We start from the raw sequence: 12,166 nt of genomic DNA on the forward strand, positions 1-12,166 counted from the left end.
AAAATCATCTTATAAAATGTTTATTTATTAAAATAACAATATATAATTATAATATAAAATATTTAGGATATAATTATGATATATAATATGTGGTATGCTGTACTAGATTCTAAAGAAGTAAAAAGAAATAAACCTCTTTTTGCAAAAAGATTAAATAAAAATCTAGTATTTTGGAGAGATTCAAACAATAATATATGCTGCATAGATGATAAATGCTGCCATAGAGGAGCTTCATTATCTCATGGGAAAATATGCGGAAACAATATAGCATGCCCATTTCATGGTTTTCAATTTGATAAAACAGGAAAAACAGTAATGATTCCTGCTAATGGAAAAAATACTGAAGTTAATAAAAATTTCTTTGTTGAAGGTTATGAAGTTAGAGAATTATATGGATTTATATGGTTATGGTATGGAGATAAAGATAAAATTAATGACAGAATAATGTTTCCTGATGATTTGAAAGATAAAAAATTCTCATATTCTACAATAAGGGATCAGTGGCATAATCATTATACAAGATGTATAGAAAATCAGCTTGATGTAGTTCATATCGCTTTTGTTCATTATAATACTATAGGTAAAGGAAACAAAACTGTAGTTAATGGCCCTTTAGTAGAGTTAGATGATGATAATAATATATTAAAATTCTATGTAAATAATGTTATTGACAGCGGACAGAAGGCATTAAGAGAATCTGAAATGAAAAAAGAATATTTTAAATACTTTTTATATTTTTATTTCCCAAATACTTGGCAGAATTACATATTTGAAAAGATGCGTGTATTTGGAGTATTTGCCCCTGTTGATGATGAAAATACAGTTATATATATGAGGTTTTATCAGAAAATAGTAAATATTCCTTTTATAAAATCTATAGTGAATCTTATAGGAAAAAAATATTCAGATAAGGTATTAAAACAAGATAAAAATGTAGTAAAAACTCAGTCAAGCAAAGAGTCATATTTGGGAATGAAAGAAGAAAAATTAATACCAGGAGATAAACCTATAATAATATATAGAAGCACTAGAGATAAATTAAAAAAATCTAATAATTAAATCAAATTTCAAATAAATTTATTGACTAAAAATTAAAAATTTGTTAAAGTAATCTTATGATAGGTATTTCACTAGAAAGCAGCTATTATTTAAAAGATGATTCTGTTATCATTATATCTTTATATAATAACATATATGATGAACATCTTCCTCAAATAAAAGATTTATTCTCAGAATTTATCACAAAAGATATAAACAATATCATATTAGATTTATCCGATTGTCTTTTTATAGAAAAAGAAATATGGGAATATCTTGTAGAATTAAAAAAAGAATTATTACATAAAAAAGGTGATCTAGTTTTGACAAATATGTATGGTGTTGTTAAAAATGATTATAATATTATGGAATTATCAAATTATTTAGAGTCTTTCAATGACATAAATAATGCTTTTTATAATTTCGGCATATTAAACGATATTAAATCAGCTTAATTTGATTTTTATACTTGAATTTTTCTTTCTCTAGATATAATATATAATCATGAAAACTATTAAAAATCTTGTTACTCTTACGCTTTTCTTTGTAGCGTTTTTTATAATATATTTTGGAATTTATTTATTTAAAGTTTTGGATACAAATAATATTTACCAAAACATGAATATTGATTTAGTAAAAAATTTGATGGAACATTATTTCCTTGCAATAGTTATAGTTGCCGGTATTTCCTCTGTAGTAATAATAGGAGCTTTAAATAAATTTTCAGGAAGCTTATCAACAATTATAGCAATAGGTATTCTTGCCTTATTTATTACATTATATCCGGCTTATACAGTAGCATTTAATAAAAACATAGACTATCTTAGAAACGAACTTAATGATAAAACTTCATTATTTATAGATGATACAGGAAGATATTTTACTAAAGTTGATAATTACTTAATAAAAGTAGGATATAAATTATTAGATAATACATACAAAAATGTAATATTAGTAGATCCTACAGTTATGGGTAAATTATATATAGGAGATTATATATATATTACTGATAAAGAAATATCTTTACATGAAGTAAAAGAAATTAACGGTACTTCAGTAATAGAAAAAACATCAAGTATATTTAGCAGAAATTCTATAGGAAATTATTTATCAAGCTTTACAGCAGATATAATTTTCGGATTTGAAGTATTTCCAATAATAGTTGCATTACTAAAAATAATCACTTTGACTGAAATGCCAATCTATGCTATAGCTTTATTGTTTATTAATCTATGGCTTATGTTATTTGCTTTCTATATGTTGGGATTATCTCTAAATTCAAGACAGTATATATATCATAATATACTAAATGCTCTTTTATTATATGGTATAATAAAAATAATATTTGCTGTATCTATAGAACAATATAATTTATTAGAATTAATAGTAAGAAATGTAAATTATTGGACTATGAATCTATATATGTTCATAGCATCATTAATCACCATAATAATATCATTAGCTTTGAAAAAAATTCTAAATAACGATAAAAAAACAATTAATAATTAAAGAAACGGATAAAGAATACTAAAATGAACCGCATTATATATGATTTTTGTAAACTTCCTATAAAAAAAGATAGTATAGTAACAATAGGAAAATTTGACAGCGTACATAAAGGACATCAAAAGCTGATTAAATACACAGTTGAATACGCAAATAAAAATAATCTAATATCAATAGCAATAGTTATCAAAAAGAAAAATGTATCAATATATAATACTGAAGATAATAATGCTTTAATAAAGTCTATGGGTATTAATTATATAATAGTTATTGACTTTTTACCAGAATTTTATACAATGGAAGCTAAAGAGTTCTTTGATAAACTCATAGAATATTATCGCATGAAACATATTGCTGTAGGAAATGATTTTGCATTCGGTAAAGACAGAATGGGAGACAGCGAATTCTTAAAGAAATATTCAAAAGAATGCGGCATTGGAGTAAGTTTTATCAATTTCTTAAATTACAAAAAAGATAAAATATCAAGCTCCAATATTCGTGAAGCTCTTTCAAACGGAGATATGGTTAGCGTTAATAAAATGCTTGGAAGAGAATATTCTATGAGCGGATTAGTAGTTCATGGTAATGCTCTAGGAAGAAAAATAGGATACCCTACTGCTAATTTAGAAATACCTAAAAATATTTTTATACCTAAAATGGGTGTATATAGTTCTACAGTACAAATAGGTAATTCTGATACTATATATAAAGCTCTTACTTTTATAGGTATCAGTAATATCAATAAAGAACTAAGAGTAGAAAGCCATATATTGGATTTTTCTAAAATGATATATGGTAAAAAAATAACTATTGTATTACTCAAATATATCAGAGATAATATAAAAGTAAACTCTATAGATGAAGTAAAAAAATTATTAGAAAATGATGAAAAAAAGATAAGAAAATATTTCAAAAGGAGAACAAAAAAATGTCTATCACAGCAGACGAAAAAGCAAAAATAATAAAAGAATTTGGTAAAAATGAAAAGGATACAGGCTCTACAGAAGTACAAGTAGCACTTTTAACTAATCGCATAACTTATTTAAAAGGTCACTTTCAAACTCATACTAAAGATAATCATTCAAGAATGGGACTTCTTAAAATGGTTGCTAAAAGAAGAAAACTTCTTAACTATTTAAGAAAAACTGATATAGAAGCTTATAAAAATCTTATACAAAGATTAAAATTAAGAAAATAAATTTGCTCAATCAAATTTAATGATTTCAATACCCTCTCGGTGTTTTGTACCTAGTATAAGGAGTAAAATATGGTAACAGTTAAAAGTGTATTTTGTGGAGAGGAGTTAATTTTAGAAACCGGACTTTTAGCAAAACAAGCTCATGGTTCTGTAACTTTGAGACTTGGAAATACAACTATATTAGCAACTGTTGTAGCGGCTAAAGAACCTAATTTAGAATCTGACTTTTTCCCTTTAACAGTAAATTATAATGAAAAATATTATGCAGGCGGTAAAATTCCAGGCGGTTTCTTTAAAAGAGAAGCAAAGCCAAGAGATAAAGAAATACTTATATCTCGTATCATAGACAGACCTTTGAGACCTCTTTTTCCTGAAGGTTTTAGAAATGAAGTTCAAATAATACCTACAGTACTCTCAGTAGATACTGATATGCCTACAGATGCTTTGGCTTTAATAGCTTCATCTGCAGCACTTACCATTTCTTGGATACCTTTCGGAGGACCAGTTGCAGCTGTAAGAATAGGGTATAAAAACGGAGAATATATAATCAATCCTAAAAATAGCGAGCTTTCTACTAGTGAATTAGATATTATTGTAGCTGGAAGTAAAGATGCTATTTTGATGATTGAAGGAGAAGCTAAAGAAGTTTCTGAAGAAGTGTTTATTGGAGCAATAGAATTAGCTCATAAAGAAATGCAGAAATATATTGATATGCAAAATGAAATGGCTAGTCTATGCGGAACTCAAAAAATAGAACAGGAATTATTTGAATTCGATGCTGATTTAGTAAAAATGGTTACAGAATACGGCAGAGATAAAATAGAATCTGCTAATTATAATCCTGATAAAACTAAAAGAAATGAAAGTATGGATAATGCCTTCAATGAGATAGAAGAATATATCAAAACTAAAGTAGAAGATGAAAAATTGATATCTCAAGTTAAAGGTATTTGTCATTCTATAGAAGAAGAAATAGTTAGAGAGGCTATAGTAGAAAAATGTATGCGCCCTGACGGAAGAGCATTAGATGAAATTCGTCCTATAACTACTATGACAAATCTTATTCCTAGAGTACATGGTTCTGCCCTTTTCACAAGAGGACAAACTCAATGTTTATCTATAGTTACATTAGGAAGTGAGAAAGATGCTCAGTTAATGGACGATATATACGGCAAAGAAAATAAAACTTTTATGCTTCATTATAATTTCCCTCCATTCTCTGTAGGAGAAGTTGGAAGATATGGTGCTCCTGGAAGAAGAGAAATAGGACATGGTAATTTAGCAGAACGTTCTTTCAATGCTGTACTTCCTCCAAAAGATAAATTTCCGTACACTATAAGAGTAGTTGCTGAAATACTAGAAAGTAATGGTTCTTCATCAATGGCTACAATATGTGCATCTACTATGTCATTACTTTCAGCAGGTGTTCCTCTTAATGCAAGCGTTGCAGGTATTGCTATGGGACTTGCTACATACAAAGACGGCTATAAAATACTTACAGATATACAAGGGGTAGAAGATCATTTAGGAGATATGGATTTCAAAGTGGCAGGAACTCGTAAAGGTATTACTGCTTTCCAATTGGATATTAAACTTACAGGAATCTCTGCTCAAATATTAAAAGAAGCATTAGAGCAGGCTAAAAAAGCAAGATATTTTATACTTGATAAAATAGATGCTACCATAGCTAATGCTGGAGAGATTTCTGATTTTGCTCCTAAATACAAAACTATGGATGTTAATCCTGAAAAAATAAGAGTATTAATAGGACCTGGCGGAAAAAATATAAAAGCTATAATAGAAGAAACTGGAAGCGATGTAGAAATACAAGACAGCGGTGTAGTTAATATATTTGCTCCTGATACTCCTACTTTAGATAAAACTATAAAACTTATCAACTCTTATGTTAAAGATCCTGAAGTTGGCGAAGTTTATGACGGAATAGTCAAAGACATCAAAGATTTCGGTGCTTTCGTTGAGATACTTCCGGGAGTAGAAGGACTTTGCCATATATCAGAACTTGCTTATAAACATGTTATGAATGTAGAGGAAGTTCTAAAAATCGGTGATGAAGTAAAAGTAAAAATATTAGATGTTAAGGGCGGTAAATATTCTTTAAGCAGAAAAGCATTGCTTGAAAAACCTGCTGATTATGTTGAAGAAGAATATAATAAAAAAGAAAAAAAACATGGTAAAAAAAGATTCTAATTAAAAATTTAAATAAATAATTTTTAATGATAAAAGGCTGTTATAAAAATATAATAGCCTTTTTTTATTTAACAATAAAATATTCTAATCTTTAATTAACAAATATAATTTAATCCTTATAAAATATTTACTAAAAATATATTATATGATATTATTGAAACAATTAATATTAAGGATCGTATTATGAAAAATAAAATCATTCTCATTTTGATGATAACTCTAACAGTAGTAATAGCTTTATATGCAAATGATGAAACTAATAATGATAAAATAAAAGAAACTATTCTTAACAATGAAGGAACAAATGATATACAAATAAAAAATAATGAAAGCAATAATGATAAAGTAAAAGACAGCACTATAAATAATACAGAAACAACAGATGATGTACAGATAGAAGATAATACATTAATAGAGCCTGACAAAGAAGCTGATGAATATACTGAAAATGAAGAAATAAAAGAAGAAACAAAAGACAATAGTACTTTTAATGAAAGTAATAATGATAAATTAAAAAATACAGTAACTACAAATGAAATAATAATGCCTAGTGAAGAATTATTAAAACTATTAGAAAAAAATAAAAATAAAACAGGCGTTCCTGAAATGATTGAATTGATAAATGAGGGCGGTATAAATGGTGCTTCAAAAGATAAAATTGATATAGAAGATATAATATGCCACACTAATACAACATCTTTAATGTTAGCATCATCATTTGGTCATTATGATATAGCAAAAGCATTGATTGATAATGGAGCTTTAGTTAATTTAAGAGCAGGCGATGGATTTAATGCTTTAATGGAAGCTGTAAGAACTGATAATATAGAGATGGCAAAATTATTAATAGAACATGACTCTGATATAAATATAAAAAATAAAGACGGTAAAAATATGATTATGATTGCATGCGAAAACGGCAATGAAGAAATGTTTAATTTATTAGTAGAAAATAATGCAGATATAAATGAAAAATCATCATGGGGAGCATCTGCACTTATTTATGCTTCTGAAAAAGGCAATATTAATATAATGCAATATTTAATAGATAATGGAATAGATGTTAATGGAAAAGCTGATGATAATGGGGATACTCCATTACTTTGGGCTGTTACAGGAGAAAATCCTTATGAAGCTTCAAAACTTTTAATAGAAAATGGTGCCGATGTAAATGCTACAAATGATGGAGGAGTTGCTCCTGCTACTATACTTGCGGCATCTACTCCTAAAGTGGTAAAACTCTTAAAAGATAATGGTGCCGATTTAGATACAAAATTTGCAGATGATGATCCTCCTATAGCAATTGCTGCAAGCGTTGGTAATTTAGAAATAGTTAAGGCATTAGTTGAAAATGGTGCTGATGTGAACTATTATCCTAATGATATGAACTATACTGCAATATATCATGCTATAGATCAAGGCTGTTATGAAGTTGCTGAATATTTATTTAAAAACGGAGTGGATTTAAATATAGAATTAAAACCTTCTGATGTTTATGGAGGTGCTATAAAAGAAAGATATAATCTTTTGGAATATGCCGAAGCTATGCAGGATAAGAAAATGATTGACATAGTAAAAAAATATTATAAGAAAAAATAATTATAATTTTATTATATATACCTAAACAACTATATTTTGTCAAAAATAATTTTTTAAAATTTTAAATATCTGCAGGGCTTTGCCCCGCACCCCACTTCTTTTGGACGACGTCCGCCTTTGGAGTGCCACAGGCGAAGCCCGCCTACGGCGAGAAGCAAAAAGGCTATATTTTAACTTAAATTAATAGTTTATATTACATGCAAAACAAAATTGGTATGATTTAGTACTAATTTTACATTTGCACTTTCGCCGTAGGCGTACTTCGTATGGTTCTTGACGAAGTCCGCCTGTGGTGTGAGGCGGGAAAAAGAACAACAAAAAAATTAACAAAATATAGTTGTTTAGATATATTATTACAAATATTTTTTAAGGAAGTTAATTTATGAAAAGAAATATCAATATTGAAGAATGCATTAATGATGCAAAAAATGTTTTTGGTAAAGGATTCGGATGTTCTGAAGCTATAATATATGCTTTAAACAAACATTTTGAATTTAATTTAAGCGATGATGCTATAGCTATGAGTTCATCATTTTTGAGAGGAGTTGGAGGAAGCGGATGCTTATGCGGTGCTGTTGCTGCCAGCTCTATGTGTTTGGGCTTTTTATTTGGAAGAAGAGAACCACATCAAAAAGTAGATAATTGTCTTAGATTAAGTAATGAATTTCATGACAGTTTCAAAAAAGAGTTCAAATCAACTTGCTGCAGAGTTATAACTAAAGGTATGGAGCAAAACTCAGAAGAAAGAAAAAAATCCTGCAAAGATGTTGTTGCTTTCACTACAGAAACTACAGCAAAAATGATAATGAGAGAATTAAATAAAAATTAAAAAACATTATAAAATAAAGGCATTATAAAACATACTATAAAAGCTATGATTCCATAAACATATACATAATAGCTTCTATTGTTTGTTAGTATAATGTCTTTTATATTTTTTATACTATCTAATTTTCTTAATGATTTTATATTATCAAAAATTATCAAAATAAAATGAATAAGCATTACTATATTTGTAAAAATCAAAGTTAATTTATTTGGACTTATTCCATATTCTTTTATTCTGTATATTGTAGAAGTTAAAATTATTATATTAAAAATAAATGCTATAATAGGAAATACAATATAAACTAATTTCGTAAATATGCTTGATTTATAATCCATTCTTACAAAAAATAAATTTACTGCCCCTATGGCAAGAGCAACATTATAAATTATAAAATTGATTCTTATATCATAAGGACTGCTGTAAGGAATAATTGGCACTAATATAGAAAATAAATGCTTAATTATATTATATAAACTCATATACATTATTATTCTTGAAAAGTATATCGATATATTTTTTACATCTTTTTTATAAAGAAAATAAATTATAAAAGGAGTAAAAGCAAATATATAAAATACAGACAATACAAAAACATTAAAAATAATAAGTGTATCATTAAATATATTTATAATAAATACCTTCAATAAATTAATTAATACAGCAAAAAACATCATAAACATCACAGAAATAATTGCAGGTATGATAGAAGTTAATATCATTATATTGGCACTGAAAGTAAATGCCTGATTAATATCTTTATAATTTTTATACTGATTGAATGACAAAGCAAACATTATAAAAAATATTATATCCAAAAATAAATTTTTATTTAAAATTGTATGAACAAAGAAAATCAATTTTTTATCCATATCTATTATATCTTTAAATGTAAACTCTGAAGAAGGTATAAAAACACTGAGAATTCCTACAAACAAAAATATTAAAAAAGTTATAAATATATTTTTCTTATTATTCATGTTAAATATCAAAGAAAAACAAAATAAATAAAAAATCTTAAAAGCAAAAAAATGAGATGTTATTTCAGTAATTCCATAATCAGAATTAATATTTAAAGCGAAAAATAAAAAATATATAGTAAAAGGCAAAATAGAAATTAATGCTAATATTATAATATTTTTTTGTGATTGTATTTTTAATTCTTTTATTAAATTATTCATAATAATTTTTTCTTGATATTTATTTTTTATAGATTATCTATCTAAATAAATAAAAAATCAACTAATATATTCATTATAAAACATACTATATTAGAAATATCCTAAATATAGAAGCAATAAAAAATATTAAATTTAAAAATAAATAAATACTTGTAATATCAGATTTAATAGAATTCAGAAATTAATTATTTATTTTGTAAATTTTATTTAAAATATTGTAAAAAAAACTTGACATTATTTATATATGACTATACTATAATTATAACTAATTATAAAGGAGATTTCATGAAAAAATTAATATGTTTGGTATTTGCTTTATCTACTTTTGCATCTGCTAATTTGTTTGCAGATTGGATCGTTCCTATGAATCAAGTTCCAAGATCAGTTATTAATGCTGTAAAACAATATTTTCCTCAGGCTCAAATTTGGATGGTAGAAATGGATGACGGACTATATAAAGTAAAACTTAATAATGGATTAGAAGTTGAAGTTACACCTTACGGACAAATAATAGAAATAGATGATTAATAATTTTATTTATAAAAATAAAAAGCCAATAGCTTAATATTAATTAAACTATTGGCAAATTAAAGGAATTTTACTTTATAAATTATTTGCTTAATCTAGCTCTTAATTCTTCTAATTGTTTTTTAAGTCTAGCTGGAAGTCTTGAACCAAATTTAGCATAATGAGCTTCAATTTGATTAGCTTGATCTTTCCAAGCTTCAACATCTACTCTCATAAGCTCTTTGAAATCAGCTTCAGGAATATCTAAACCTTTAAGATCTAAATCACCTTCTTTAGGCATTTTACCTATAGGAGTGTCAACAGCGTCGATTTTACCTTCAACTCTTTCACACATCCATTTTAATACTCTTGAGTTATCACCGAATCCAGGCCATAACCATTTACCGTCAGCATCTTTTCTGAACCAGTTTACATAGAAGATTCTAGGAGCTTTATCACCTAATTTATCTCCCATTTCAAGCCAGTGATTCATATAGTCGCCCATATTGTAACCAGCAAATGGAAGCATAGCAAATGGGTCAAATCTTAATGCACCAACAGCACCGATATTAGCAGCAGTAGTTTCACTAGCAGCAGTAGAACCCATAAATACACCATGATCCCAGTTATAAGATTCATGTACTAATGGCATAACTGAAGCTCTTCTTCCTCCGAAGATGAAGATATCTATAGGTACACCTTTAGGATCTTCCCAGTCAGGACAAATTACAGGACATTGTCTAGCAGGAGCTGTGAATCTAGCATTAGGGTGTGCACCTTTTTCACCGCTTTCTGGAGTCCAGTCATTACCTTTCCAGTCTATACCATGTTTAGGAGCTTCTCCCATACCTTCCCACCATACATCGCCGTCATCTGTTTCTACACAGTTAGTGAATATAGTGTTTTCTTTTATTGAATCCATAGCCATAGGGTTAGAATCATAAGAAGTTCCAGGAGCTACACCAAAGAAACCAGCTTCTGGGTTGATAGCATAAAGTCTGCCGTCTTCAGGATTTATTTTCATCCAAGCAATATCGTCACCTATAGTTTCACATTTCCAACCTGGGATAGTTGGCTGTAACATAGCAAGGTTAGTTTTACCACAAGCACTTGGGAATGCAGCAGCTATATGGAATTTTTTACCTTCTGGGTTAGTTAAGCGTAAGATAAGCATGTGTTCTGCCATCCATCCTTCTCTTCTAGCCATAGCAGAAGCGATACGTAAAGCGAAACATTTTTTACCAAGTAAAGCGTTTCCGCCGTAACCTGAACCATAAGACCAGATTAAGTTTTCATCTGGGAAATGAGAAATATATTTTTTCTCTATTGGAGCACATGGCCATTTAGTATCTTTTTGACCGTCAGCAAGAGGAGCACCTACAGAGTGTAAACAAGGTATGAACTCACCATTAGCACCTAATACATCTAATACTTTAGTACCAACTCTAGTCATTATATGCATGTTACATACAACATAAGGGCTGTCAGTGATTTCTACACCGATTTTAGCTATAGGAGAACCAACAGGACCCATAGAGAAAGGAATTACATACATAGTTCTATTTTTCATACAACCTTTATATAATTCTTTCATAGTGCCTTTTAATTCATCTGGAGCCATCCAGTGATTAGTAGGACCAGCATCTTCTTTATCTGGATAACTAATAAAAGTTCTATCTTCAACACGTGCTACGTCAGAAGGATCGCTTCTGAAAGAATGACTGTGAGGTCTTTTTTTAAGAGGTTTTGCTAAACCTAATTCTACCAAACCGTTCATGCAGTTGTCATATTCTTCTTTAGTTCCATCACATACATATATATCTTTTGGCTGACACATATCTGCTATTTCTTTAATCCAAGCTTTAAGCTTCTCATGTTTTAATTCTTCAACCTTCATGAATAATTACTCCTTATTAAAAATTCGTTGCATCAATTATACAATAAAACGCATTTTTAGTAAATGATTTTTGTAAATTTATTAATTATTTTATTGATTATAAAAAATATATTTATAATATAGTTGTGATTTATTATAATATACACTTGATTATATAATTAAAAATTTATGAAATACATTTAAATCTTAATTTCATTTATAAAACT

Annotated in this window: 11 protein-coding genes; 9 read left to right on the forward strand and 2 right to left on the reverse strand. The window is 27.6% G+C overall.

Going from position 1 to position 12,166, the window contains the following annotated elements:
- The first annotated feature begins 75 nt into the window (after nucleotides 1-75).
- The 8 genes from BHYOB78_RS09790 to BHYOB78_RS09825 all read left to right on the forward strand — a co-directional run bounded on the left by BHYOB78_RS09790 (nucleotide 76) and on the right by BHYOB78_RS09825 (nucleotide 8,378).
- On the forward strand, nucleotides 76-1,059 hold the full coding sequence (locus BHYOB78_RS09790; protein ID WP_020063991.1) for a Rieske 2Fe-2S domain-containing protein: 984 nt from the start codon (nucleotides 76-78) through the stop codon (nucleotides 1,057-1,059).
- A 56-nt stretch (nucleotides 1,060-1,115) separates the two neighbouring features.
- Nucleotides 1,116-1,493 (forward strand): STAS domain-containing protein, encoded by a 378-nt coding sequence (locus BHYOB78_RS09795; protein WP_012670621.1) that lies wholly within the window; start codon nucleotides 1,116-1,118, stop codon nucleotides 1,491-1,493.
- Nucleotides 1,494-1,542: 49 nt separating this feature from the next.
- Nucleotides 1,543-2,547, forward strand: coding sequence for a hypothetical protein (locus BHYOB78_RS09800; protein ID WP_020063992.1), 1,005 nt, complete (start codon nucleotides 1,543-1,545; stop codon nucleotides 2,545-2,547).
- 23 nt (nucleotides 2,548-2,570) lie between these two features.
- A complete protein-coding gene (locus BHYOB78_RS09805; protein ID WP_012670623.1) occupies nucleotides 2,571-3,506 on the forward strand; it encodes a bifunctional riboflavin kinase/FAD synthetase in 936 nt (311 codons plus the stop codon).
- On the forward strand, nucleotides 3,473-3,742 hold the full coding sequence (rpsO, locus tag BHYOB78_RS09810; protein WP_008726355.1) for a 30S ribosomal protein S15: 270 nt from the start codon (nucleotides 3,473-3,475) through the stop codon (nucleotides 3,740-3,742). The genes BHYOB78_RS09805 and rpsO overlap by 34 nt, the downstream gene beginning before the upstream one ends.
- A gap of 69 nt (nucleotides 3,743-3,811) precedes the next feature.
- Entirely contained in the window at nucleotides 3,812-5,950 is a 2,139-nt protein-coding gene (gene pnp / locus BHYOB78_RS09815) for a polyribonucleotide nucleotidyltransferase (protein ID WP_012670625.1), read from the forward strand.
- Between the two features lie 183 nt (nucleotides 5,951-6,133).
- The gene (locus BHYOB78_RS09820) at nucleotides 6,134-7,549 is read left to right on the forward strand and encodes an ankyrin repeat domain-containing protein (RefSeq protein ID WP_020063993.1); all 1,416 of its coding nucleotides are present in this window, start codon (nucleotides 6,134-6,136) and stop codon (nucleotides 7,547-7,549) included.
- A 382-nt stretch (nucleotides 7,550-7,931) separates the two neighbouring features.
- Nucleotides 7,932-8,378 (forward strand): C-GCAxxG-C-C family (seleno)protein, encoded by a 447-nt coding sequence (locus tag BHYOB78_RS09825; protein WP_012670627.1) that lies wholly within the window; start codon nucleotides 7,932-7,934, stop codon nucleotides 8,376-8,378.
- Here the strand turns inward: BHYOB78_RS09825 and BHYOB78_RS09830 are convergent.
- Nucleotides 8,375-9,556: a hypothetical protein gene (locus tag BHYOB78_RS09830; RefSeq protein ID WP_012670628.1), complete on the reverse strand. Its 1,182-nt coding sequence runs from the start codon at nucleotides 9,554-9,556 to the stop codon at nucleotides 8,375-8,377. The two genes, BHYOB78_RS09825 and BHYOB78_RS09830, sit on opposite strands and share 4 nt — an antisense overlap.
- A gap of 285 nt (nucleotides 9,557-9,841) precedes the next feature.
- Between BHYOB78_RS09830 and BHYOB78_RS09835 the strand changes: the two genes are divergently transcribed.
- On the forward strand, nucleotides 9,842-10,084 hold the full coding sequence (locus BHYOB78_RS09835) for a PepSY-like domain-containing protein (protein ID WP_012670629.1): 243 nt from the start codon (nucleotides 9,842-9,844) through the stop codon (nucleotides 10,082-10,084).
- Nucleotides 10,085-10,166: 82 nt separating this feature from the next.
- On the opposite strand, the gene BHYOB78_RS09840 is transcribed toward BHYOB78_RS09835, so the two are convergent.
- Nucleotides 10,167-11,960, reverse strand: a complete 1,794-nt coding sequence (locus BHYOB78_RS09840; RefSeq protein WP_012670630.1) for a phosphoenolpyruvate carboxykinase (GTP) — start codon at nucleotides 11,958-11,960, stop codon at nucleotides 10,167-10,169.
- Nucleotides 11,961-12,166: the final 206 nt, after the last annotated feature.

Origin of the sequence: Brachyspira hyodysenteriae ATCC 27164 (assembly GCF_001676785.2) — a bacterium.
Taxonomy (GTDB): Bacteria; Spirochaetota; Brachyspiria; order Brachyspirales; family Brachyspiraceae; genus Brachyspira; species Brachyspira hyodysenteriae.

What these genes read in the sequence shown, in the direction of transcription:
- BHYOB78_RS09790 (WP_020063991.1), top strand. Translation starts at nt 76, where the DNA reads ATGATATATAATATGTGGTATGCTGTACTAGATTCTAAAGAAGTAAAA.
- BHYOB78_RS09800 (WP_020063992.1), top strand. Translation starts at nt 1,543, where the DNA reads ATGAAAACTATTAAAAATCTTGTTACTCTTACGCTTTTCTTTGTAGCG.
- rpsO (WP_008726355.1), top strand. Translation starts at nt 3,473, where the DNA reads ATGTCTATCACAGCAGACGAAAAAGCAAAAATAATAAAAGAATTTGGT.
- BHYOB78_RS09830 (WP_012670628.1), bottom strand. Translation starts at nt 9,556, where the DNA reads ATGAATAATTTAATAAAAGAATTAAAAATACAATCACAAAAAAATATT.
- BHYOB78_RS09840 (WP_012670630.1), bottom strand. Translation starts at nt 11,960, where the DNA reads ATGAAGGTTGAAGAATTAAAACATGAGAAGCTTAAAGCTTGGATTAAA.
- pnp (WP_012670625.1), top strand. Translation starts at nt 3,812, where the DNA reads ATGGTAACAGTTAAAAGTGTATTTTGTGGAGAGGAGTTAATTTTAGAA.
- BHYOB78_RS09805 (WP_012670623.1), top strand. Translation starts at nt 2,571, where the DNA reads ATGAACCGCATTATATATGATTTTTGTAAACTTCCTATAAAAAAAGAT.
- BHYOB78_RS09825 (WP_012670627.1), top strand. Translation starts at nt 7,932, where the DNA reads ATGAAAAGAAATATCAATATTGAAGAATGCATTAATGATGCAAAAAAT.
- BHYOB78_RS09795 (WP_012670621.1), top strand. Translation starts at nt 1,116, where the DNA reads ATGATAGGTATTTCACTAGAAAGCAGCTATTATTTAAAAGATGATTCT.
- BHYOB78_RS09820 (WP_020063993.1), top strand. Translation starts at nt 6,134, where the DNA reads ATGAAAAATAAAATCATTCTCATTTTGATGATAACTCTAACAGTAGTA.
- BHYOB78_RS09835 (WP_012670629.1), top strand. Translation starts at nt 9,842, where the DNA reads ATGAAAAAATTAATATGTTTGGTATTTGCTTTATCTACTTTTGCATCT.